General features: G+C 73.0%; 19 protein-coding genes and 2 tRNA genes. 9 read left to right on the forward strand and 12 right to left on the reverse strand.

Annotated features, from left to right (window positions below):
* The first annotated feature begins 175 nt into the window (after nucleotides 1–175).
* Together DFJ69_RS05980 and DFJ69_RS05985 are read left to right on the forward strand one after the other, a co-directional pair.
* On the forward strand, nucleotides 176–2,245 hold the full coding sequence (locus DFJ69_RS05980) for a substrate-binding domain-containing protein (protein WP_281275817.1): 2,070 nt from the start codon (nucleotides 176–178) through the stop codon (nucleotides 2,243–2,245).
* Nucleotides 2,246–2,398: 153 nt separating this feature from the next.
* On the forward strand, nucleotides 2,399–3,952 hold the full coding sequence (locus tag DFJ69_RS05985; RefSeq protein WP_116021555.1) for a sigma-70 family RNA polymerase sigma factor: 1,554 nt from the start codon (nucleotides 2,399–2,401) through the stop codon (nucleotides 3,950–3,952).
* Nucleotides 3,953–3,958: 6 nt separating this feature from the next.
* On the opposite strand, the gene DFJ69_RS05990 is transcribed toward DFJ69_RS05985, so the two are convergent.
* Nucleotides 3,959–5,044 carry a phosphotransferase family protein gene (locus DFJ69_RS05990; RefSeq protein WP_116021556.1) on the reverse strand — a complete coding sequence of 362 codons (1,086 nt, stop codon included), beginning with the start codon at nucleotides 5,042–5,044 and terminating at the stop codon, nucleotides 3,959–3,961.
* A gap of 398 nt (nucleotides 5,045–5,442) precedes the next feature.
* Here DFJ69_RS05990 and DFJ69_RS05995 point away from each other — a divergent pair, with 398 nt between their 5' ends.
* Nucleotides 5,443–6,150, forward strand: a complete 708-nt coding sequence (locus tag DFJ69_RS05995) for a hypothetical protein (protein ID WP_245974063.1) — start codon at nucleotides 5,443–5,445, stop codon at nucleotides 6,148–6,150.
* Nucleotides 6,151–6,166: 16 nt separating this feature from the next.
* On the opposite strand, the gene DFJ69_RS06000 is transcribed toward DFJ69_RS05995, so the two are convergent.
* A complete protein-coding gene (locus DFJ69_RS06000; RefSeq protein ID WP_245974065.1) occupies nucleotides 6,167–7,819 on the reverse strand; it encodes an aminotransferase-like domain-containing protein in 1,653 nt (550 codons plus the stop codon).
* Between the two features lie 68 nt (nucleotides 7,820–7,887).
* Between DFJ69_RS06000 and DFJ69_RS06005 the strand changes: the two genes are divergently transcribed.
* The 5 genes from DFJ69_RS06005 (at nucleotide 7,888) to DFJ69_RS06025 (ending at nucleotide 10,859) form a co-directional block, all read left to right on the forward strand.
* Nucleotides 7,888–8,592, forward strand: coding sequence for a pyridoxamine 5'-phosphate oxidase family protein (locus DFJ69_RS06005; protein ID WP_116021557.1), 705 nt, complete (start codon nucleotides 7,888–7,890; stop codon nucleotides 8,590–8,592).
* A gap of 43 nt (nucleotides 8,593–8,635) precedes the next feature.
* Nucleotides 8,636–9,766, forward strand: a complete 1,131-nt coding sequence (locus DFJ69_RS06010; RefSeq protein WP_116021558.1) for a DUF2510 domain-containing protein — start codon at nucleotides 8,636–8,638, stop codon at nucleotides 9,764–9,766.
* A 79-nt stretch (nucleotides 9,767–9,845) separates the two neighbouring features.
* Nucleotides 9,846–10,469: an oligoribonuclease gene (orn, locus tag DFJ69_RS06015; RefSeq protein WP_116021559.1), complete on the forward strand. Its 624-nt coding sequence runs from the start codon at nucleotides 9,846–9,848 to the stop codon at nucleotides 10,467–10,469.
* Between the two features lie 67 nt (nucleotides 10,470–10,536).
* A tRNA-His gene (locus DFJ69_RS06020) sits at nucleotides 10,537–10,609 on the forward strand.
* A gap of 177 nt (nucleotides 10,610–10,786) precedes the next feature.
* Nucleotides 10,787–10,859: transfer RNA gene (locus DFJ69_RS06025), tRNA-Lys, on the forward strand.
* 113 nt (nucleotides 10,860–10,972) lie between these two features.
* Here DFJ69_RS06025 and DFJ69_RS06030 read toward each other — a convergent pair.
* The 9 genes from DFJ69_RS06030 to DFJ69_RS06070 all read right to left on the reverse strand — a co-directional run bounded on the left by DFJ69_RS06030 (nucleotide 10,973) and on the right by DFJ69_RS06070 (nucleotide 18,434).
* The gene (locus tag DFJ69_RS06030) at nucleotides 10,973–12,139 is read right to left on the reverse strand and encodes a ligand-binding sensor domain-containing protein (RefSeq protein ID WP_147312221.1); all 1,167 of its coding nucleotides are present in this window, start codon (nucleotides 12,137–12,139) and stop codon (nucleotides 10,973–10,975) included.
* 136 nt (nucleotides 12,140–12,275) lie between these two features.
* On the reverse strand, nucleotides 12,276–12,635 hold the full coding sequence (locus tag DFJ69_RS06035; RefSeq protein ID WP_116021561.1) for an ArsR/SmtB family transcription factor: 360 nt from the start codon (nucleotides 12,633–12,635) through the stop codon (nucleotides 12,276–12,278).
* Nucleotides 12,632–12,826: a DUF3073 domain-containing protein gene (locus tag DFJ69_RS35330; protein ID WP_116021562.1), complete on the reverse strand. Its 195-nt coding sequence runs from the start codon at nucleotides 12,824–12,826 to the stop codon at nucleotides 12,632–12,634. Before DFJ69_RS35330 ends, DFJ69_RS06035 begins: the two co-directional genes overlap by 4 nt.
* Before the next feature lie 142 nt (nucleotides 12,827–12,968).
* A complete protein-coding gene (locus tag DFJ69_RS06045) occupies nucleotides 12,969–13,616 on the reverse strand; it encodes a hypothetical protein (RefSeq protein ID WP_147312222.1) in 648 nt (215 codons plus the stop codon).
* Nucleotides 13,617–13,639: 23 nt separating this feature from the next.
* Nucleotides 13,640–14,179: a hypothetical protein gene (locus DFJ69_RS06050; protein WP_147312223.1), complete on the reverse strand. Its 540-nt coding sequence runs from the start codon at nucleotides 14,177–14,179 to the stop codon at nucleotides 13,640–13,642.
* 120 nt (nucleotides 14,180–14,299) lie between these two features.
* Nucleotides 14,300–14,944 (reverse strand): 4'-phosphopantetheinyl transferase family protein, encoded by a 645-nt coding sequence (locus tag DFJ69_RS06055; RefSeq protein WP_116021565.1) that lies wholly within the window; start codon nucleotides 14,942–14,944, stop codon nucleotides 14,300–14,302.
* Nucleotides 14,941–15,774 carry a metallophosphoesterase family protein gene (locus DFJ69_RS06060; RefSeq protein ID WP_116026433.1) on the reverse strand — a complete coding sequence of 278 codons (834 nt, stop codon included), beginning with the start codon at nucleotides 15,772–15,774 and terminating at the stop codon, nucleotides 14,941–14,943. Before DFJ69_RS06060 ends, DFJ69_RS06055 begins: the two co-directional genes overlap by 4 nt.
* 90 nt (nucleotides 15,775–15,864) lie before the next feature.
* The gene (gene pruA / locus DFJ69_RS06065; protein WP_116021566.1) at nucleotides 15,865–17,490 is read right to left on the reverse strand and encodes an L-glutamate gamma-semialdehyde dehydrogenase; all 1,626 of its coding nucleotides are present in this window, start codon (nucleotides 17,488–17,490) and stop codon (nucleotides 15,865–15,867) included.
* 14 nt (nucleotides 17,491–17,504) lie between these two features.
* The gene (locus tag DFJ69_RS06070) at nucleotides 17,505–18,434 is read right to left on the reverse strand and encodes a proline dehydrogenase family protein (protein ID WP_116021567.1); all 930 of its coding nucleotides are present in this window, start codon (nucleotides 18,432–18,434) and stop codon (nucleotides 17,505–17,507) included.
* 126 nt (nucleotides 18,435–18,560) lie between these two features.
* Between DFJ69_RS06070 and DFJ69_RS06075 the strand changes: the two genes are divergently transcribed.
* Nucleotides 18,561–19,685 (forward strand): PucR family transcriptional regulator, encoded by a 1,125-nt coding sequence (locus tag DFJ69_RS06075; RefSeq protein ID WP_116021568.1) that lies wholly within the window; start codon nucleotides 18,561–18,563, stop codon nucleotides 19,683–19,685.
* A gap of 7 nt (nucleotides 19,686–19,692) precedes the next feature.
* On the opposite strand, the gene DFJ69_RS06080 is transcribed toward DFJ69_RS06075, so the two are convergent.
* The gene (locus tag DFJ69_RS06080; protein ID WP_116026434.1) at nucleotides 19,693–23,064 is read right to left on the reverse strand and encodes a pyruvate carboxylase; all 3,372 of its coding nucleotides are present in this window, start codon (nucleotides 23,062–23,064) and stop codon (nucleotides 19,693–19,695) included.
* Nucleotides 23,065–23,290 lie beyond the last annotated feature (226 nt).

The following is a 23,290-nucleotide window of genomic DNA, read 5'->3' on the forward strand; positions in this document are numbered from 1 at the left end:
GGATAGTGGTGCCTCGCCCTATGGGGGCGCGGGACGGGCGACGGGTTCGACGCCCTATGGCGGATCCGGGCGTGACAGTGGGGCCCACGGGGAGTCTTCGCGTGGGAGTGGGGCCTCCGGAGGGTATGGGAGGTCCGACGACGCGGCCGGTGTCGGTGGGTCGGGTGAATCCGACGTGCCGGAGTGGTTCGGCACCGAGCAGGGGCGGTCGGGATCCGGATACGGCACAGGCGCCTTCGGCGGGGCCTCTGATCCCGGCGGGCGTTCTCCCGGACGGTCGGCGCTCTCGTCCGAGGGGACGGGCGGCGGTCGGGAGGAGGACGCCGCGTTCTCCGGGGCGGGCTTCGGCGCGTACGACTCCATCAGCAGGTCGGACGGCGGCCGGACGGGCCCCGGCGGTTCCGGGGGCTCGGGTGGTTCGGGGGGCTCCGGCTCCGGCGGTTCGGGGGGCTCGGGGCGGTCCGGTGGCGGGTCCGGGAGCTACGGCAGCGGCGACTACGAGTACGGGCGGCGCAAGAAGCGCAGTGCGGGCGCGCTGATCGGGCCGATGGCCGGTGCGGTGGGGCTGGCGGTGCTGCTGGGCGTGGGCGTGTACGCGTTCGCCGGCGGGGGCGGCGGCTGCGGCGGGGACGACGCCCTGCGGTTGGACGTCGCGGTGGCGCCGGAGATCGCGCCGGCGATCGGCAAGTCCGTCGAGCGGTTCAACGACGCCGAGCACGAGGCGGGCGGCAAGTGCGTACAGGCCGCCGTGCGGGCCGCCGAGCCCTCCGCGGTGATGACGCTGCTGTCGGGCCAGGCCGTGGAGAGCGGATCCAACCAGCGGCCGGACGTGTGGATCCCCGACTCGACCCTGTGGACCTCGCTGGTGCGCACGTCCGCCAAGGGCAAGGACGCCGTCCAGATGACCAAGACGTCGGTGGCGCAGTCGCCCCTCGTGGTGGCCATGCCGCAGACGCTGGCCGCCGGGCTGAGCCAGGAGGGCGTCATCGCCACCCCGTCCTGGGACAACCTGCTGAGCGCGGCGGGCGGCACCCCGGGCGGGGCGGTCACCCGCAACCAGATCATCCCGGCGGGCAGAGTGCGTCTCTACGTGCCGGACCCGACCCGTAACGCGATCGGTCTGAGCGCGGTCATGGTCGCCAACATCATGCTGACCAACGACCCCAACCGTGAGGCGATCCTCACCGGCATCGTCCGGACCATGCGGGAGAACACGACCCCTTCGGTCAAGTCCCAGTTCGCGTCGTTCCGCAAGGACCGCAAGGGCCGCTACCCGATCGCGATGGCGCCCGAGCAGGCGGTGTGGGCGCACAACCGGAGCACACCGGCCGAGCCCGCGGTGGCGATCTACCCCAGCGAGGGCACGCTGCTGATGGACTACCCGTTCGCGATCACCGACGACGACTCCGACACCCGGCGGGCCGCCCGGCTGCTGGAGCAGGCGCTGAACACCGAGCCGACCCGCGACGACGTGCGCGGGCTGGGCTTCCGGTCCGCCGACGGCAAGGCGCCCACCACGTTCGGGGAGAAGACGGGCGTGAGTCCGAAGCGGCCCAAGCAGATGCCGGCGCCGCAGCCCGCGACCGTGCAGGAGGTCACGCAGGCCTGGGCCAAGCTGTCGCTGAGCATCCGGATGCTGTCCATCCTCGACATCTCGGGCACGATGGCCGAGCCGATCGCCCCCGGGGTGAACCGGTTGCAGGCCACCGCCCGGACGGCGCAGGGCGGTCTCAGCCTCCTGCCCAACGACACCGAGCTCGGACAGTGGCTGTTCTCCACCAAGCTGGACGGCTCGAAGGACTGGCGGGAGATCGTCCCCGTGGGGCCGCTGGGCGAGCGCGTCGGCTCGGTCAGCCGCCGTCAGTTGATCCTGTCGAGCCTGGCGAGGACCCAGGTCAAACCGACCGGCGACACGGGTCTGTTCGACACCGTCCTGGCCGCGTACGAGTACATGACGGAGACCTACAAGCCCGAGTTCGGCAACTCGATCATCCTGTTCACCGACGGCAAGGGCAACGACGACCCCGAGGGGCCGTCCCTGGCCCGGACGTTGTCCAGGCTCCGCGACATCACCGACCCCAGCCGCCCCGTCCAGATCATCCTGGTCGGCATCGGTGACGACGTCGACACCACCGAGATGAAGCAGATCGCCAAGGTCACGGGCGGCAGCGTCCACGTCGCCGAGACGCCCGAGCAGATCCAGAAGGTCTTCCTGGAGGCGCTGTCCCGCCGCATCGCCAACTGACGGGCCGGAATCCACGGAAATTGCCTGGAAAGTCATGCCAACCGGCCGGGGGGCTCACCCGTCCTTTATGTGGAGGCCCGACGGGAGCGGGGCGTCGGGCCTCCGCGAGCTTCCCGGCCGGTGGCGACTCGAGCGCGAACGCGGGAGTACGTGATGTCCGGATGGCCGATTCTCGACCCCTCCGATGACCGGCGGCTCGCCGAGGCGGCCGCCACCGGCGAGATCAACGCACTGGCGCAGATCTTCGACACCTACGCCCCCCGGCTGTACGACTACTGCCACGCCCTGCTCCGCGATCGGGACCTGGCCGCCGCCGCCCTGCACGACACGCTGCTGGCCGCGTGGGTCCATGTCGGCGTCCTGGACGACCCCGGCCGGCTGCGCCCCTGGCTGTACGCGCTGGCCCGGCGCGAGTGCCTGCGGAGGCTGCGGCTCCCCGACGCACACGGGGCCCCGGCGGGTCCCGGGCTGGTCGTGGACCCGCACACCGGCGAGGCCCGGCCGCCCGTGCGCGCCCCCGAGGCCGCGGACCCGTTCGCCGGGGAGGACGAGGTCGCCCGGCGCATGGAGCTGCGCCGGATGGTCCACGGCGCGCTGTCCGGTCTGGGCGGCCGCCCCCGCGAGGCCCTGGACCTGCTGCTGCGGCACGCCCTGGAGCCGAACGAGATCGCCGGCGTCCTCATGCTCGCCGACCCGGAGGCGGCGCGCCTGGCCGCCGAGGCCCGCGCCCGGCTCGACGAGGCCCTGCTCATCGCGATCATCGCCCGGACGCCGGACTGTCCCGAGGTCGCCGCGCTCACCATGAACGAGCCTTCGCCCCTTCCCCCCGAGAAGGCCCGCGAGGTCGGCCGGCACGTGGCGGAATGTCCTCGATGCGCCCCGCAGCGGGAGCGCCAGGTCGCCACGGGGCGGCTGATGCAGTCCCTCCCCGTCGCATCGATGCCCGACGACCTGCGCGACGCCGTGCTCATCGCCGCCACCGACCCCGAGTACGACGAGGTCCGCGCGCACGCGGCCCACAACGCCGAACCGTTCGACGATCGGGGCCGGCCCACCGCGGGAGACCGTTCGACCCGGCGAGCGGCTCCCGGCGGCGAGGGGCGCAAACGTGAGCGCGGGGTGCTGCCGGTGGTGGCGGCCGCCGTGGTGGTCCTGCTGGTGGTGGCCGCCGCCTACATGGTGCTGCCCGACGGCTCCGGCGCACCGGCCGCGAGCGGTTCGTCCTCCGGCCCGTCGATGACCGACCCGGAGGACGCGCAGAGCGAGCCCGAGGACCCCACCGAGAGCCCCGAGCCGACCGCCGACCGTCCGACGCCGACGCGGTCCTCCACGAGCCCCAGCCCCAGCAGGACGCGGACGCCGTCGCCCTCCGCGTCCACGAGTTCGCCACCCGCACGGGGGGTGCTCTCGGTCGGGGGATGCAGCATCCCCGAGGGGTCGCGCTCGTGCTCGTTCACCGTGTCGGCCCGAGGGGGCCCGGTCCGCTGGAGCGTCAGGTCCGCTCAGGGCGTCGTCGCGTCGGGCGGCGGGACGCTGGCCGGCGGCGCGTCCGCCCAGGTCACCGCCACCCGGGAGGGGGCGTGCACCGAGAGCGGCTCGGGCAGCGTGCGGCTGTCCCCGAACGGCACCGCCGTCGTCACCTGGGCCTGCGCCACCCCGCCTCCCCGCGAGGAGCCGTCCCCCGACGGCCCCCAGAGGCGCGGCTGAGCGGGCTCACCACGGCGAGCGGGTGTCCAGGATGTGGTGGGCCCGGTCCAGCAGGACGGGCACCGAGTCGCCCAGCTTGTCGAAGCCCTCGCCCACCGTGGCGTTCTGGAGGTAGCGGGCATGGATGCCCTCCAGAATGACCGCGAGCTTGAAACAGGCGAACGCCACGTAGAAGTCAAGGTCCGAGAGATCGAAGCCGGTGATCTCCGCGTACCGTTCCGCGAAGCCCCGGCGGTCGAGGAAGCCGGGGGCGGCGGTCGCGGTGGCCCCGACGGGGATCGATCCCCGTTCCTCGTCCCCGGCGTCCGCCCAGTACAGCAGGGTGAGGCCGAGATCGGCGAGCGGGTCGCCCAGGGTGGACATCTCCCAGTCGACCACCGCGGCGATCTCCGGGCGGGGTGCGAGCCGGGCCAGCGCGTTGTCCAGCCGGTAGTCCCCATGAACGAGTCGGGCGGGGCCCTCGGCGGGCATCCGTTCGGCGAGTCGCGCCACGAGCCGCCCGTAGGCGGGCAGGTCCCGGGAGACGCCGGTGGCCAGGACGGCCTCCTGCGAGCGCTCCCACTGCTGCCCCCACCGTCTGAGCTGGCGGGTCATGTAGCCGGAGGGGCGACCGAAGTCCGCGAGACCGACCGCCTCCACGTCCACCAGGTGGATCTCGGCGAGCACCTCGGCGAGCCGTTCGCCGAGCGCGCGCGCCTCGCCGGGAGGGACGTCCGCGGCGTCCTCGAGGGTGCGCAGGACGCGGCCGTCCACGTGGTCCATCAGGTAGAACGGCGCGCCGATCACGCCCTCGTCGGCGCAGAAGGCCAGCGGTTCGGGGACGGGCACCGCGGTGCCGGCGGCGAGCGCGGACATCACGCGGTGCTCACGGCGCATGTCGTGGGCGGTGGGGAGCACGTGGCCCAGCGGCGGGCGGCGCAGCACGACCCGCCGCCCGTCCTCCAGCGTGATGCCGTACGTCAGGTTGGACCGGCCACCGGCGATCACCCTGATCGCGGTGATCCGCCCCGCGTCGGGCACCGCGCCCTTCATCCAGTCGACCAGCCGGGGCACGTCCACGCCGGGCACACCGGCCGGAAGCTCACCGCTCATGACACCACCCCATCACATGGTCCGCCGGCCGTGATCGGGCACACGCGCGTCCGGCGCTCCATGAGAGCGCACCCCGGTTCGTCGGGGCAAGATCGGTCCACGTGGCGCTCCGTAATCTCTCGGCCACATCTGGCCGTGTTCGGAAACTTTTCACCGTCCCGACGGACAATGGGCGTGCCCCGGCCGATTCCGGATTCCGTCGGAAGAGGTGGATTCCGATCACCGGCCGGGTACGCATCAGCAGCGACGACGCATGATCAAAGAGGCGGTCGCCCGACATCGCACCCGATCAGCGCCGAACCGCTCGGCGGACCCCTGGCCTGGACTTACCGGTCAGTCTCCGCTAACAACGAAGGATTACACCATTCGGGGCACAACGCCCGATGGGGGGACGCACAGTGGCCGACGCATGGCTACCCGGAGCCGGACGCATCCCGGTGACACTGGACGGCGGACGACTGAAGGGAGGTGCGCCCAGAGTCGTCTGGTTCTCCAGTGAGAGCGACCCCCGGCTGGTGTCGGCCCGCTCCACGGCCCACGACCTGGCCCGCCAGGGCCGTCCGGCCCATCTGGTGTGGAACCCGTGCGCCGGCGAGATCGTCCACCTCCTCCCCGCGACCCTGGCCGGCTGTCTGCTGGACGACCCGGTACGGGGCGAGGGCCGGATCTGCCTCCAGATCATGGTGGTCGCGCTGTCCCGTGAGCCGTTCACCACCGGGCCCCTCGCCGGGCTCGACCTCATCATGCGCTGGCTCGACACCTGGGGCGTCCCCCGCCGCTGGCCGGCGGGCCCGCCGCTGCCGGCGCCGCAGTCGTACCACTCCGAACGCCGACGCCGCCCGTGGTCCCGGGGCGGCCACTTCGGCGCCTCCCAGGTCCCGGAGTCCCTGCAGGCCGACCCGGGGGCCCTCGACATCCGCCGCATCACCGGCCAGGACACCCCCGTCCTGGAGCTGCCGCGTCCCCGCCAGGTGGTCGCCGCGGGCGGCCCGGTGGGCCGGCCGTGCCTTCCCGGCCAGTCCCCCACGCCCGACAGCGCCACGGACCTCCTCAGCCGCCGACTCGCCAGGGACACCGAGCCGTTCCTCACCCCCGACCCCGTCTGAGCCGGGTCGTACGGGGTCAGGTCTCGTCGATGAGGGCGCGGACCAGGCGGCAGCCGTCGCGCAGGTCCGCGAGGCCCGTCGCGCTATAGCCGATCACCAGCCCGGTCACCGACGGCGGGCCCACGTGGTTGCGCTCCAGCGAGTCCAGCAGCACCCCTTCGTCCAGGGCGCGCGCCATGATCCGGCGCACCTCCGTACCGGGAAGCTCGACCACCAGGTGGAGGCCCGCCGTGTCCCCGTGCAGGCGCAGACCCTCGAACGCCTCGACCACCACCGCCCGCCGGCGGGCGTACTCGGCGCGCATCCGGCCGATGTGCCGGTCGAGGTCGCCGCGCTCCAACAGCAGCCGTACCGCCTCCTGGGGAACGGGCGCCGTACGGTCGTTGAGCTGCCTGCGCCGGCGGGTGACGGCGGCGGCCAGCCGAGGGGTGGCCGCCAGCCAGCCGACGCCGATGTCGGCGGCCAGCCGCTTGGACATGGTGCCGAGGTAGACCACCGTCTCCGGGTCCAGCCCGTACAGGGCGGGCAGCGACGCGACGTCGTACCGGAACTCGCCGTCGTAGTCGTCCTCGACCACCAGCGCCCCCGTGCGCCGCGCCCAGGCCAGCAGGGCCTGCCGACGCGGCACCGGAAGGACCCCGCCGAGCGGGTACTGATGTGAGGGCGTGGTGTAGACCAGCCTGAGCCCCTCGGGGAGCCCCTCCACCACCAGTCCGTGCTCGTCCACCGGGCACGGGACCACCTCGGCGCCGCGCGATGCCATCACCGCGTGGGCCCGCAGGTATCCGGGCTCCTCCAGGCCGACGCGGTCGCCGGGCCGCAGCACCGTCGCCGCCAGCATGTCCAGGGCGTTGGTCGCCCCCCGGGTGACGACGACCTGCTCCGGCCCGCAGGTGACGCCCCGACTCCGCCGCATGTGCTCGCACAGCTCCGCCCGAAGCCCCGGCAACCCCCAGGGATCGGCCCGATCGGCCGCCGCGACCGACGCCGCCATCCGCCACGCCCGCCGCCACGCCGGCGTGTCCAGATCCCCCACCCACGCCACCCCCGGCCGCAGATCGACGCACCCCTGGGGCACCCCGTCACCGTTCTCCACCCCGACCGAACCGTCGAACGGTCGCTCCTCCGAGACCGCCCGGAGCCCGTTCGCCCCCGAAACAGCCGACAGGCCACGAACGCTCCCCCGCTCGGCACCCGAGTGCTCCGTGCAGTAGGGAGCCCGGCGTGTCGTTCCCGACGTACGCGGTCGGGCTCCGGTCGGAGCGCCGGGGCCGTGCTCCCCTCCCAGGTAGCCCTCCACCAGCGGCGCGCCGTCGGGGTTCTGAACGGTCGTTCCCGGCGTACATCCCCGGGTTTCGGGGTCGGGCGGTGGGGGTGGGACGGGGTGGACGTCGGCGACGTAGGTGCCGGAGCCGTGTCTGCCGTCGAGCCAGCCCTCGGCGTAGAGCTGGGCGAAGGCGTCCATGACCACGGTGCGGCTGACGCCGAGCGTGGTGGCGAGGGCGCGGCTGGCGGGCAGGCGCTCGCCGGCGGTCAGGCGGCCCTCGCGGACGGCGGTGCGGAGCTGGGCGATGAGCTGGGCCGTCAGGGGCTCGGCGGCGGTGCGGTCGAGGAGCAGGGGCAGGTCGAGGTGGACGCGGGGGCGGCGGCCGTTCCGTTCCTTGGCCAAAGTGGTCTCCCGAAACCGGGGTTCAGTGGCTCTACAGGCAAAGCCACTCGACGCCTAGCGTAAGCGCCATGAGCACGCGAGAACTGTCCCCCACCAGCCGCACCACGCTCGTCAGGTCCCGGGAGCGCGGGCTGACGGAGCGGGCCGCCCTCCACGACGTCCTCGACTCGGGCATGATCTGCCACCTGGGCGTCATCGTGGACGGCGCGCCCCGGGTGATCCCGACCGGGTACGGGCGCGACGGCGACACCCTCTACCTGCACGGCTCGACCGGGTCGCGGAGCATGATCGACGGGCCCGCGCAGACCGTCTGCGTCACCGTCACCCATGTCGACGGGGTCGTGCTGGCCCGTTCGATCTTCCACCACTCGATCAACTACCGCAGCGCGATGATCTACGGAACGCCGCGGCGGGTCACCGACCCCGACGAGGTGATCACCGGGCTGCGCGCACTGGCCGAGCGGATGGCCCCCGGGCAGTGGGACGTCGTCCGGCCGCCCGACCGCAAGGAGCTGGCCGCCACCGCGCTGCTCGCGCTGTCGCTGGACGAGGCTTCGGTGAAGATGCGGCAGGGCCCGCCGAGCGAAGAGGAGGAGGACTACGCGCTGGACGTGTGGGCCGGCGTCCTCCCGACGCGGCAGGTGTTCGGCGAGCCGGTCCCGGACCCGCTGTTGCGGCCCGGAATCCCCGTCCCCGCGCACGTTCGCGAACGGGTCGCCGAGGCCCCGCAGGTCACGGCGGTCGGCACGACGGACATGGCGGTCGAATCGTGACCGGGTGATCCCATCGTGATGTGTCTGGCATACGCTCGGCGGCATGAGCGGCCAGACACCCGCCGGCTGGTACCACGATCCGTACGGCACGCCTGGCTTGCTGCGCTACTGGGACGGCGGCCAGTGGACGCAGGCCACGCAGCCCACCGACGAGTGGGAGGACGCCGAGACCACCCAGGGCGGGGCCGGGTCCTCCTCCCCTCCACCGCCCGCCGCGACGCCGCCCTCCTCGCCGTCGGGCGCACCGCAGATCATCGCTCCCCCGGCGGCGGGGGGCGGGCAGCCGGGCCCGTCCACACCGCCGCCGTGGACACCCACCCCCGAGGCGCAGCCCGCCTGGAACTGGGAGGGCGTCCCGCCGAGCCCGCAGACCCCGCAACCCTGGCGGTCCCCGGTGGGCCCGCAGACGCCGCAGCCCTGGCAGCCGCCGCCCGCGCCGCCCGCCCGGGGCGGGAACGGGATGCTGTGGGCGCTCAGCGGCGGCGGCGTGGTGATCGTGGCGCTCATCGTGGTGGTCGCCCTGTTCGCCTCCGGGGTGTTCGAGGAGGATCCCCGGCCCCTCCCCACCGCCGCCCCCAGCCCGGGCACCGCCGCGCCCAGCGTCCGGGCCACCGTCAAGTCCCCGGTCACCGGGACGCTCCAGGACACCGCCTCCGGCGTCTCCTACGCCCAGCTCGGCGCCCCCTGGCGTCCCCAGACCGTCGACCCCAACGGCCGCTTCGCCACCACGTACGGGTTCAGCCGCGGCCAGATCGCCGTCGTCCAGAACGACTACAACGGCCAGAGCGAGTACCTCGCCTCCGTCTACTCGGGGCGGCTGCCCTCCTCCGTGGAGTACGGCGGGCCCGAGGACCTCGCATCGGCGGTCACCGCGTTCGCCAAGACGATCGAGACCGAGCCGGAGCCCAACGGCAGCTACCCCTCCCACACCCGTGAGGACCTCGAGGCCGACGACCTGGAGATCAGCGACCACAAGGCGTACTTCACCAAGTTCCGGCTCGACTTCCCGCAGGCGCAGGCCCGCGGCTGGAACTTCCGCAGCGAGACGGTCACCTTCGTGCTGATCGACCAGGGGTCCGGCACCCGCCCCAGCGTCGTCTGGATCACCATTCCCGACAGTCACCCCAACGGCGGGGACCTCGACCAGCTCTTCGAATCCATCAAGGTCCCCTGACCGTTCCGCCGGAACGGCGCCGGACGGCACGTCGCGAACGCGATCCGCCACGCCGTCCCGGCCGATTAGGGTGAAGTCCATGAACGACCTACTGGTTTGGGCCGACCTCGAAATGACGGGCCTCGACCTGCGCGCGGACGCGATGATCGAGATCGCGGTGCTCGTGACGGACAGTGAGCTCAACATCCTCGACCGGGGCGTGGATGTGGTGATCAAGCCTCCCGAGGAGGCCGTCGCCCAGATGACGAAGGTCGTGCGGGACATGCACACCGCCTCCGGCCTGCTGGAGGCCCTGCCCGGCGGCGTGTCGGTCGGCGAGGCCGAGGACCTGGTGCTCACCTATCTGCGCACCCACGTCCGAGACCCCAAGAAGGCCCCCCTGTGCGGCAACTCCATCGCCACCGACCGGTCGTTCATCGCCCGTGACATGCCGGCCCTGGACACGCACCTGCACTACCGCATGGTGGACGTCTCCTCGATCAAGGAGCTGGCGCGGCGTTGGTACCCCCGGGCGTACTTCGCCAGCCCCCAGAAGCACGGCGGTCACCGTGCGCTGGCCGACATCACGGAGAGCATCCGCGAGCTGCGCTACTACCGCCAGGCCGTCTTCGTGCCCCAGCCGGGCCCCGACTCCGACACCGCCCGCACCCTCGCCGCCGAGGTCGTGGCCGCCGCCGCCGAGCCCGCGGAGGAGAACGGCTAGTCCATCCCCGCGCCAACCACCCGGCGGAAGCCGCTACACTTCTCTAGGCCGGTTCTTCCGGTACGTGGTGGGTGTAGCTCAGTCGGCAGAGCACCAGGTTGTGGTCCTGGGTGTCGGGGGTTCAAGTCCCCTCACTCACCCTGAGAGGTAACGCAGGGCCCCGGTCATCGTCTCGATGACCGGGGCCCTTCGCGTTTCCCGGGCCGTGGTCCGACCCCAGCTCAGCGCGTCCCCGGAGGCCCCGAACCGATTCGCGAACCTCAGCGGGTCCTGATAAAGTTCCTGACGTCGCAAGGGGGGGCACCCCCACACGACAGGCGCCGTTAGCTCAATTGGCAGAGCAGCGGACTCTTAATCCGCGGGTTCGGGGTTCAAGTCCCTGACGGCGCACCCCGCTCAGTTGGCAGAACGCGAGACCCCGGCGATCACGCTGGGGTCTTTTGACGTTCGGGAGTCGGCGGCTCGGCCGCGCCCGTCCGGTCCGGGGACGGGCGCGGTGGCTTTCAGCGGAGGTAACGGAAGATCACGCTGCTCGAAGACGGAACCCAGTTGAAGCCGGCGGCCAGCGCGGACCCGGTGCCGGGGATGCCGCTCAGCGCGGTCCACCGGAAGCCGGTGGTCGTGGGCGTGAGGTTCTGGCGGGTCAACCTGCCCGCGGTGTGGCGGAGGGTGTCGATGGACAGGATCGTGTAGGCGTAAGGGTCCCCTCCCTGAGGGGTTGCGGTGATCGTCTCGCGGTAGGTGGCCGCCCAGAAGCCGTTCCCGCCGTCACCGGTGAGCGTCTGGACGACGTCCTTGGGCAGCCGGGTCTGCCGCCACGTTCCGCCCTTGAGGTGCAACAGCACGGTGCCCGGCTGCGACCAGTCGCCCTGCTGGAACCCGGCGGCGACCCACACCCCGTCCTTCGGGGTGGCGAGCACCTCGTCCAGGCGGACGGTGACCCGCCCGTAGCCCGGGGTGGGCGCGGCGGGCACCTTGATCTTGGGCGGCTGCACCGTCCGCCACGTCCTGCCGTTCCAGTGCAGCAGGCCGGACGAGCCGATCCCCCAGATGTCGCCGGGGGCCCGCACGCTGACCTCCCTCAGCCCGGCCGGGGCGGGCAGGCTGGTCCATCGGCCGTCTTGGAAGTGTTTGAAGAAGCGTGTGCCGTTCCGGTCGTTGCGGCCCACGATGTAGGCGTGCCGCGAGCCCAGCAGGTCCAGGTCGAGGATGGTGGTCCGCCCCGACCCCATGAGCCGCCAGCGCCCGCCGTCCCAACGCGACAGCACCGAGCGATCCGCCGAGGAGAGATCGCCGGTCGGCGAGGTGGCCGTGCCGGCCGTCCACACGTTGCCCGGCGACGACGCCTCGACCAGCGAGAGCTCCCGCAGCGGGAAGCCCTTGGGGCCGGCCGGCGTCGGGACCGCCGTCCACGTCCGGCCGTCCCAACGACGTAGGACCGGCGCGTTGAAGTACCCCCCGTTCCGGGGATCGAACCGCTTGGTGACCCGGCGGCCCGCCGCCCAGGCCCGCTGCGGCCCGACGGCCGCGACATCGTCGATGAACGTGCTCGACGCTCCCCGGAAGGAGACCCGCCACGCGGGCGGGGACGCCGCCAGGGCCGACGGGCTCACGACGACCCCGAGCCCCGCCGCCACCGCGGCGGCGAGGGCAATGCGAAATGTGTCCATATGCGAAGGACGGCTCACCGAGGCCCTCGGTTGGCGTCCTCAAGGGCGAACGTCCGGTACTTCTCGGCCGGTCCGCCCCTGGAGCTCCGTGCGGCCAGGTCAGAGGGCCGAACGCCCTCCGAGGTCGGGAGGGCCGTCAGCCGGGATGGGTGGCGGGGCGGGGGGACCGCAGCTCGGCCAGCAGCTCGTCCTGACCGGCGAGCATGTCGGTGAGGATGCGGCGGGCGACGCGGAGCAGCTCGGGCACCTCCCCGCCCGCCAGCTCGTACATCACCGTCGACCGCTCGCGGTGGGCGATCACGACCCCGGCCCGGCGCAGCACCGCGAGCTGCTGCGACAGGTTGGACGCCTCCACCTCGATGGCCGACAGCAGGTCGCGGACCGGCATGGGGCCGCCGCTCAGCAACTCCAGCACCCGGATGCGGACCGGGTGGCCGAGCGTCTTGAACAGCTCGGCCTTGGCCTGGTAGAGCGGAACGGCACCGAGCCGACTCACGCGTCCAGCCTCCCGGGTGCCTCGGTGGCCTCCCACGCCGTCTCGCCGGCGTGGTCGGTCCGCGTGTCCTCGGCCGCCCCGGTGTCGGCGCCCAGCTCCCGGCGCAGGCGCTCGAGGTCGGTGCCCCCGCTGCTGTACTTGAGCTTGCGGGCGACCTTCGTCTGCTTGGCCTTCGCGCGTCCACGCCCCACGTCGATCTCCCTCGTCCAGGGGGCGCCCTCGGGCGCCCGCTGCGTGCACCATGGAGCTTGCAAGCTTATCTAATTGAAGAACTCTTCAACTCGATACCGGCATGTGCGTTCGCGCACACGGCGGGCGCGTCCTCCGGAGCGCTCAGAGCAGGCCGATCTCGGTCGGCTGGGGGAAGCCGCGCTGCCAGAGGCCGTAGGCGAGCAGCAGCACGAGGGCGGGCACGGCGGCGGCGAGGATGAGGCGGCCGGGTCCGGGGCCGGCGCGTCGGGCCCACGCCAGGAAGGCCGCGGCGACGCCGATGCACATCAGGGCGGTGCCGCCCTCCAGGGCGTTGGTGGCGACGGTGACGCCGGTGATGGCGGCGAGGAGGTACGCGGGCGTTCCCGGGGTCACGGAGGTCCGGAGGAGCACCCGGGCGAGCGCCGCGAAGACCAGGAAGACCCCCGCGTACCAGAGGTAGTGGCCGACGACCTCGTCCCAGAGGTGGGCGACCTCGCCGGGCGCGTCGTTGCCAACGGAGTTGGCCGCCAGGTGGATGCCGTGGCCCTCCACATAGGTGATGGCCCCGACGAGGTAGAGCGCCCAGGTGGCGCGTCCCGCATCGCCCGCGTACAGGGCCATCGCGGCGGGCAGGAGGACCGCGTACGGGGTGCCGATGTCGATCCAGTCGACCCAGCGGGTGCCGCCCACGGTGCCCAGCCAGGCCAGGCCGAAGCCGATGTGGTGCATCACCGAGTAGGCGATGGCCGTCACCGCCAGGCACGCCATGAGGCCCGGCCGCGTCCGCACGGCCTCGGTGTCCGGCTCGGTGTTCAGATGCGCCTCCAGATGCGCACTCGGGCGGTGAACGCGCCGTCGTTGTCGAGGGTGTACTGGTCGTTGTGGCGCAGGTACAGGACGCTGGTGCCGCCCGCCGGGACCGGGACGCAGCCCCCGGTGCCGGTGCCGACGGGGAACGTGCCGCGCTCGAAACCGGTCTGCCGGTCCTTGAACGTTCCGACGAGAGAGTAGAGGTCGGCCCCCGGCAGCGGCCAGCGGCCGTCGTCGGGGGCGGGCCAGTTCCGCCAGCCGTCGGGCCCGTTGCGGCCGGTGAAGGCCACGCCCGCCCAGATCTCGCCGGAGGCGCCGACGACCTCGATGGAATGGCCCGCACGGAGGTCGTAGCCGTAGCCGCTGTTCGCCCGGTCGATGAGCGCGCCCCGCCAGTCGACCGTGAAGGTGCGCTCCAGGACGACGATCGAATTGCTGCACGGCCCGGCCGCGTGGGCCGTCGCGGGAATCACGGCGGCAAGGCCGGTCGCCGCCATCACCGTCACCGCGGCCGAAGCCGTTCGGCGGATCATCACTCGCATTTCCGAGCCCCTTTCTCCGGTGTCTCCATTGCGCGTGTTCTGACTTATGCGCGCCATTCGGAGTTCGCCGGCTGTCCGTATACGGCCACCGTGTGAACCTGAGGCGTTCCGGGGGCGACGTCAGGGGGCGAGAGCGGTGACGGCGGAGACGACGAGGCCGTCGGCGACCAACCAGCGGCCGGTGAAACCGGTGGGGCGGCCGGCCGGGTCGAGCAGGATCCGGGCCGAGAACGAGCCGTCCGGCGACAGCGCCACGTCGGCGTCCTCGAAGCCGAGCCAGTCGCCGGTCAGCGGGAACCACGCCTTGTAGATCGACTCCTTGACGCTGAACAGCAGCCGGTCCCAGTGGACCTCGGGCGACGAGGCCGTCAGCGCGGCGAGCCCGGACAGCTCGGCCGGCCGGGTCACGATGGTCAGGACGCCCTCGGGCAGCGGGCCGTGCGGCTCGGCGTCGATGCCGAGGGCGCTCACGTCGCCCGTTCGCGCCACGACGGCCGCCCGGTAGCCCTCGCAGTGCGTCATGCTGCCCACCACGCCGGCGGGCCACTGGGGTGCGCCGCGCTTCCCCGGCAGGATCGGGGCGGGCGGGACGCCCAGCTCCGCGAGGGCGCGTCGGGCGCAGAACCGTACGGTGGTGAACTCGCGACGCCGCTTGGCGACGGCCCGTACGATCACCGCCTCCTCCTCGGGGAAGAGCTCGGCGTCCGGAGGGTCATGCCGGGCCTCGGCCACGGCGACCTCTGCGGGCAGGATCTTCTCGATCATTCCGACTCTCCGGGGAACACCGGGCGGGGGCCGCGCGGACCGTCCCAGGAGCGCCACTCCCTCGGGTAGCCGACCGAGACCTCCTCGAACCGCACCCCGTCGTGGTGGGTGACCCGAGGGATGTGCAGGTGACCGTAGATGACGGCGGCGGCGTCGTACTTCAGGTGCCAGTCGGCGGTCAGCTCGGTGCCGCACCACTGGGCGAACTCCGGGTACCGCAGGATCCGCGTCGGCTCGCGTACCAGCGGATAGTGGTTGACCAGGACGGTGCGCACGCCGTCCTCCTTGGCGGCGAGCCTGCGTTCGGTCTCCTCGATCCGGGCGCGGCACCAGGCGTCGCGGGTCGGGTACGGGTCGGGATGCAGGAACCGCTCGTCGGTGCAGACCACCCCGGCCTCGTACGCCACGGCGAGGGACTCCTCCTTGGTGGACGTCCCGGGGGCGCGGAAGCTGTAGTCGTACAGCACGAACAGCGGCACGATCAGGACCGGCCCGCCCTCGCCCCGCCACAGCGGGTAGGGGTCCTCCGGGGTGAGGACCCCCAGTCGGCGGCAGACGTCGACCAGATGGCGGTAGCGTTCCTCGCCGCGCAGCGTCACCGGGTCCTTGGGCGTGGTCCACAGCTCGTGGTTGCCGGGGACCCACACGACCGTCTCGTACCGGTCCGCCAGGAGACCCAGCGTCCACTCGATGTCGGAGACCCGCTCGGACACGTCACCGGCGACGATCAGCCAGTCGGAGGGCGAGTCGGGGCGCAGCGACTCGACGAAGGCGCGGTTCTCGGCGTAGCCCACGTGCAGATCGCTGATCGCGTACAGCCGCCCGGCCATCAGCCGCGCCCCGCCGGGCCGGCGGGCCGGCACTTCTCGTCCATGGCCTCATCATGCAGGGCCCGCCGTCGGGTCCGGTAGTGGCGACGATCACCCCATGTGCGGGTGGCGGTGGTCGGTGGGCGGCACGAAGGTCTCCTTGATGGTGCGGGTGGACGTCCATCGGAGGAGGTTCTGGGCGGAACCCGCCTTATCGTTGGTGCCCGAGGCGCGTCCGCCGCCGAACGGCTGCCGGCCGACGACCGCGCCCGTGGGCTTGTCGTTGATGTAGAAGTTGCCGGCGGCGAACCGCAGCACGCCGAGGGCGTGGGCGACGGCGGCGCGGTCCCGGGCGATGATCGAGCCGGTGAGCGCGTACGGGCTCACGGACTCCATCTGCGCGAGCATCGCCTCGTAGTCGGCGTCGTCGTAGACGTGGACGGCGAGGACGGGCCCGAAGAACTCGGTGCGGAAGACGTCGTGGCCCGGGTCGTCACCGATGAGGAGGGTCGGGCGCACGAAGTGGCCGTCCGTGTCGTCGCAGGTCCCGCCCGCCACCACACGCACGTCGGGGTCGGCGGCGGCGCGGTCCAGAACGTCCGCGAGGCGCGCGAACGACCGTGCGTCGATCACCGCGCCCATGAAGTTGCGGAGGTCTCGGACGTCGCCCATGGCGAGCGCCTCGGTCTCGGCGATCAGCTCGTCCCGCACCTCGTTCCACAGCGAGCGGGGGACGTAGGCGCGGGAGGCGGCCGAACACTTCTGCCCCTGGTACTCGAACGCGCCCCGCAGCATCGCCGTGACCAGCACGCGCGGGTCCGCCGACGGGTGCGCGACGATGAAGTCCTTGCCGCCGGTCTCGCCGACCAGCCGAGGGTACGAGCGGTACCGGGTGAGGTTCTCCCCGACCGTCCGCCACAGGTGTTGGAACGTCGCGGTGGAGCCGGTGAAGTGGACGCCCGCGAGGTCGGAGTCGGTGAGCGCGACGTCGGACACGGCCCTTCCGTCGCCGGTGACCATGTTGATGACGCCCGGCGGCAGCCCCGCCTCCTCCAGCAGCGCCATCGTGTGGTGGGCGGCGAACTGCTGGGTGGGCGACGGCTTCCACACGACGGTGTTGCCCATGAGGGCCGGCGCGGTCGGCAGGTTCGCGGCGATGGCCGTGAAGTTGAACGGGGTCACCGCGTAGACGAAGCCCTCCAGCGGCCGGTGGTCGGAGCGGTTCCACACGCCGGGCTCCGACCCGGGCTGTTCGGCGAGGATCCCCCGGGCGAAGTGCACGTTGAAGCGCCAGAAGTCGGCCAGCTCACAGGGCGCGTCGATCTCCGCCTGCTGCACGGTCTTGGACTGGCCGAGCATGGTCGCGGCCGTGATGGTCTCCCGCCAGGGGCCGCAGAGCAGTTCGGCGGCGCGCAGCAGGATCGCGGCGCGGTCGTCGAAGCTCAGCGCGCGCCAGCCGGGGGCGGCGGCACGGGCGGCGTCGACGGCGGCGCGCGCGTCGTCGTGGTCGGCGTTGGCGGTGACGCCGAGGACCTCGGCGTGGCTGTGGGGCTGCACGACGGGAAGGCGCGCGCCGCCCCCCATCCGGCGCTCGCCGCCTATGGCGCAGGTCAGCTCGGCGCCGCCGGCGGACAGTTCGCGCAGCCTCGCTTCGAGCACGGCCCTCTCGGGGCTGCCGGGGGCATAGGCCCGTACGGGCTCGTTGACGGGGGTGGGGACGTTGGTGATGGCGTCCATGGGGGCCTCCGAGGTCAGCCGCGGGTGGTGAACGAGCGCAGGAAGAAGGTGAGGTTCGCGGGCCGTTCGGCGATCCTGCGCATGAAGTAGCCGTACCAGTCCGCCCCGTACGGGACGTAGGCGCGGACCCGCAGCCCCTCTTCGGCGACGAGGCGGCGCTGCTCGGCGTCGCGGATGCCGTACAGCATCTGGACCTCGTAGGAGTCCCGGGCGCGGTCGTTCCGGTCGGCGAGCTCCCGGGCTATCGCGATCAGCCGGGGATCGTGGGAGCCGATCATCGGATAGCCGTCGCCGGCCATGAGGACCCTGAGGCACCGCACGTAGGCGCGGTCGACCTCGTGCCCGTCCTGGTGGGCGACGGAGGGGGGCTCCTTGTACGCGCCCTTGACCAGCCGTACCCGTGACCCCCGTCCCACCAGGGAACGCACGTCGTCCTCGGTGCGGAACAGGTACGCCTGGAGGACCGCCCCGGTCCGGGGATGGTCCCGCCGCAGCTCGGCGAGGATCGCCAGGGTGGAGTCGACCGTCGTGTGGTCCTCCATGTCGAGGGTCACGGTGGTGCCGATCGCGTCGGCGGCCTCGCACACCGTGCGGGCGGCGGCGAGCGCGATGTCGTGGCCGCCGGGAAGCGTCTGGCCGAACGCCGACAGCTTCACCGAGACCTCCGCCCGTCCGCCGAGCCCCTCGGGGCCGAGGGCCTCGAGCAGCCGGAGATAGGCGTCGCGGGTCGCGCGGGCCCGCACGGCGTCGGTGACGTCCTCGCCGAGATGGTCGAGGGTCACGTCGATGCCGTGCCGGGTGAGGGAGTGGACGGCCGTCAGCGCGTCGGCCAGGGTCTCCCCCGCGACGAACCGGTCGACGACCGGGCGGGTCATGGGGGTCGAACCGGCGAGCCGGCGCATCCGGCCGCTCCGGGAGGCGGCGAGCAACAGGGGTGCGAGCACGGTGACATCCCAGGTGACGTGGTCTTTCTCGATATCGCCGACGCTAGGCGGCGGTCCCGCCGGCCACCATCGACAAAGACCACGAACCAGCCCGTTCCCCCTTGTACATTTGTCTGAAAGGGAGGGATGCGCGTGGGTTATCAGGCGCTGGTGGACGAGGTGTCGGCGCTGCTCCAGGCCCCCGCGACGCTGGAGGACCGGGAGTTCTCGCTGATCGCGTTCAGCTCCCACGACGACGACCTCGACCCGGTGCGGACCCGCTCGATCCTCAGTCGCCGGTCCTCGGCCGCGGTGCGGGCCTGGTTCGAGGGCTTCGGGATCGCCCGCGCCGACGGCCCAGTCCACACGCCCCCCGATCCGGCCACCGGCGTCCGCAGCCGGCTCTGTCTGCCCGCCCGCCACGAGGGCCGCACCTACGGCTATCTGTGGCTGCTCGACGACGGCACCGTCGACGCCACCGATCCCCGGGTGGCCAAGGCCATGTCCCTGGCGGCGCGCGCCGGGCGGCTGCTGGCCGCCGAGTTCCAGGCCGACGAGGCCGCCCCTCGCGCGTTCGCCCGGCTGTTGTCCGCCTCACCCGAGGACCGCGCCGACGGGGCCGCGACCCTGTCGGGCATGGGCCACCCCGCCGCCTCCTCGCCGATCGCCGTCGTGGTGATACGCCCGACGATCCGCCTCACCCGCGTCCCCATGGACGTCCTCGTCCACCACACCGCGGGCGGCGCGGCGCTGCTCGTTCCCCTCCATGAGGCCGCAGACACCGTTCCGGCACGCTCCACCGCCACCCGTCTCCTGGGCACCACCCCGTGGGTGACGGTGGGCGTCGGCGGGGGCCGCGCGGGGGTCGTCGACGCGGTGGGGTCGTGGCATGAGGCGCGGACGGCGTGGCGGGTGGCCCGGGCCGTGCCCGAGGTGGGCCCGGTGGCGTGCTGGGACGCGCTCGGCGTCCACCGGCTCATCGCGTCCCTGCCCGGTGCCGCGCCGGGCGCGGCCGTGGCCGACCCGGCGGTCCGCCCGCTGTTCGAGGACGCGCACGCGGACCTGCTGCGGACGGCGGAGGTCTACCTCGACCACGCCGGGCACGCCCAGCAGGCCGCCGCGGCCCTGTCGGTGCACCGGCAGACGCTGTACTACCGGCTGTCCCGCATCGAGGCGATCACGGGCCTCGCGTTCGACTCGGGCGAGGACCGGCTGCTCCTGCACACCGCTCTCAAGGCCGCCCGGCTGGCCGCCGTGCCCGACCCGATGTAGGCGACGTCTAGACGATCACCAGCAGCAGGTCGCCGGCCTGGACCTGGGAGGTCTCGGGGACGGCGAGCCGGGTGACGGTGCCGGCGGTCGAGGCGGTGATGGCGGCCTCCATCTTCATGGCCTCGATGGTGGCGACGACGTCGCCCGCCGCGATGCGGTCCCCCTTGGCGACCCGGAGGGTGACCGAGCCGCCGAACGGGGCCGCGACGTGGCCGGGGTCGTCGGGGTCGGCCCGCTCGACCGGGGGCGCGTCGGACACCACCGACTTGTCGCGGACCGACAGGGTGCGGAGCTGGCCGTTGACGGTGCAGATGACCTGGCGGACACCCGCCTCGTCGATGTCCCCGACGGCCTCCAGCCCCGCCAGCACGCGCACGCCGGGCTCCAGGTCGAAGGAGACCTCCCGACCGGCGTGCAGTCCGTACAGGAACGGGCCGGTGGGCAGGACCGACAGGTCGCCGTACGCGGCGCAGGACTCGCGGTAGTCCTTCGTGGGGCCGGGGAACAGCAGCCAGTCCAGCGTGGAGCGCACCTCGGGCCCGGCCAGGGCCTTCTCCTCGTCGGACGACAGCAGCGTCCGGGGGGCGACGGGCTGCCGGCGGCCCTCCAGGGCCCGGGTTCGGAACGGCTCGGGCCAGCCGCCGGGCGGGTCGCCCAGCTCGCCGTTGAGGAAGCCGACCACGCTGTCGGGGAGGTCGTACCGCTCGGGGTGCTCGGCGAAGTCGTCCGGGTCGGCCCCGGCGGCGACCAGGTGCAGGGCGAGGTCGCCGACGACCTTGCTGGACGGCGTGACCTTGACCGGCCGCCCGAGGATCCGGTCGGCCGCCTCGTACAGGCGCTCGATCTCCTCGAACCGGTCGCCGAGGCCCAGCGCGACCGCCTGCTGCCGCAGGTTCGACAACTGCCCGCCCGGGATCTCGTGCCGGTAGACGCGTCCGGTCGGCGACGGCAGCCCCATCTCGAACGGCGCGTACAGCCGGCGGACGGCCTCCCAATAGGGCTCCATCGCGGTCAGCGCGTCCAGGTCGAGCCCGGTGGCGCGCTCGGTGAAGTCGGTGTGGGCCACGATCGCCTGCAGCGCGGGCTGGCTGGTGGTGCCCGACAGCGGCGCGGCGGCCCCGTCGACCGCGTCCACGCCCGCCTCGACGGCGGCCAGGTAGGTGGCGAGCTGACCGCCGGCGGTGTCATGGGTGTGCAGGTGGACGGGCAGGTCGAAGCGCTCGCGGAGGGCGGCGACGAGGGTCCGGGCGGCCGGTGCGCGCAGCAGGCCCGCCATGTCCTTGATGCACAGGATGTGCACGCCGCTCTCGACCAGCTCCTCGGCCAGGCGCAGGTAGTAGTCGAGCGTGTAGAGCCTCTCGCCGGGCGAGGACAGGTCGCCGGTGTAGCAGAGGGTGCCCTCCACGAGGGCGTGCGTCTGGAGGACGGCCTCGATGGCGGGCCGCATCCGTTCGACGTCGTTGAGGGCGTCGAAGACCCGGAAGATGTCCACACCCGTGTTGGCGGCCTCCGTGACGAACGCGCGGGCCACCGAGTCCGGGTACGGGGTGTAGCCGACGGTGTTGCGGCCGCGCAGCAGCATCTGGATGCACAGGTTGGGGGCGGCCTCGCGGATCGCGGCCAGCCGGTCCCACGGCGACTCCCCGAGGAACCGCAGCGCGACGTCGTACGTCGCCCCGCCCCACGCCTCCAGGGACAGGAGCTGGGGCGTCATGCGGGCGAGGTGGGGCGCGGCCTTCACCAGGTCGTACGTGCGGACCCGGGTGGCCAGCAGCGACTGGTGGGCGTCCCGGAAGGTGGTGTCGGTGACGGCGAGGGCCTGCTGCGCCCTCAGGGCCTCGGCGAACGCCTTCGGGCCGAGCGCCAGCAGCCGGTCCCGGGAGCCCTCGGGGAGCGGCTCCCGACCGAGCGGCGGCAGCTTGACGGCCGGGTCGAGGTCGGTGGGCGCGTCGCCGTACGGCTTGTTGACGGTGACGTCGGCGAGGTAGCGGACGATGCGGGTGGCGCGGTCGCCGCTGGAGCGGGCGGTCAGCAGCTCGGGGTGGTCGGCGATGTAGGAGGTCGTGACCCCGCCCTCGCGGAAGTCCGGCTCGTCCAGCACCGCCTGCAGGAACGGGATGTTGGTCGCGACGCCCCGGATCCGGAACTCGGCCACGGCGCGGCGGGCCCGGCGGACCGCGTCCTCGAAGGTGCGGCCCCGGCAGGTGAGCTTGACCAGCAGCGAGTCGAAGTGCGGGGTGACGACCGCGCCCGCGTGGGTGGTGCCGGTGTCGAGGCGCACGCCCGCGCCGCCCGGCGACCGGTAGGCGGAGATCTTGCCGGTGTCGGGACGGAAACCGTTGGCCGGGTCCTCGGTGGTGATCCGGCACTGCACGGCGTACCCGGACACCGTGACGTCCTCCTGCCGGACGCCGAGGTCGGCGAGGGTCTCCCCGCCGGCGACGCGGAGCTGGCTCTGCACCAGGTCGACGCCGGTGACCTCCTCGGTCACGGTGTGCTCGACCTGGATGCGGGGGTTCATCTCGATGAAGACGTGCCGTCCCGAGGCGTCCACGAGGAACTCGACGGTGCCGGCGTTGACGTAGCCGATCTCGCGGGCGAACTTCACCGCGTCGTCGCAGAGCCGTTCGACGATGGCCGGGTCCAGCCCGGGCGCGGGCGCGATCTCGACGACCTTCTGGTGCCGGCGCTGGACGGAGCAGTCGCGTTCGCGCAGGTGGACGGTCTCACCCGTGGCGTCGGCGAGGACCTGCACCTCGATGTGGCGGGGCCGGTCCACCGCCTGCTCGAGGAACACGGTGGGGTCGCCGAAGGCGCTCTCGGCCTCGCGGCGCGCGGTCTCCGCGGCCACCGCCAGGTCCTCGCGGCGCTCGACGCGGCGCAGCCCGCGCCCGCCGCCGCCCGCGGCGGCCTTCACGAACAGCGGGAACCCGACCTCGTCGGCGGCGGCGAGCTCCTCGCCGGGCTCGGGGGTCACCGACCGCAGCACGGGCAGGCCCGCCCGCCGGGCCGCCGCCACCGCCTCGATCTTGTTGCCCGCCAGCCGGAGCACCCGGGAGGAGGGGCCCACGAAGGTGATGCCGTTGCGCTCGCACGCCTCCGCCAGCTCGGGGCTCTCCGACAGGAACCCGTAACCGGGGTAGACGGCGTCCGCGCCCACCCGCAGGGCGGTGTCGACGATGCCCTCGATGTCGAGGTAGGCGCGGACGGGGTGGCCGTGCTCGCCGATCTCGTACGCCTCGTCGGCCTTCTGACGGTGCAGGGAGAAGCGGTCCTCGTGCGCGTAGACCGCGACCCCGGTGATCCCGAGTTCGTAGGCGGCGCGGAACGCCCGTACGGCGATCTCACCTCGGTTCGCGACGAGCAGCTTACGGATCACGAGGTCCCCCAAGGCGACGGGTGCGGGAGGAAACGACCACGAGCGTGGCCAACATAGCGGGCAAGTCTCCGATTTCGATACCCACAGGACATACCACCCGAAGGGAGACCTTTATCACCCGCACGATCATGCCGTTCCGGAGGCCGGAACGGTTCATTGCGGGGCGCTCCCGGACAGGGCGGAATTCTCGTGTGGGAGCGGCGCTCTGATCGCTCCCGCGTGGGCT

Source organism: Thermomonospora umbrina (genome assembly GCF_003386555.1).
Taxonomy (GTDB): Bacteria; Actinomycetota; Actinomycetes; order Streptosporangiales; family Streptosporangiaceae; genus Thermomonospora; species Thermomonospora umbrina.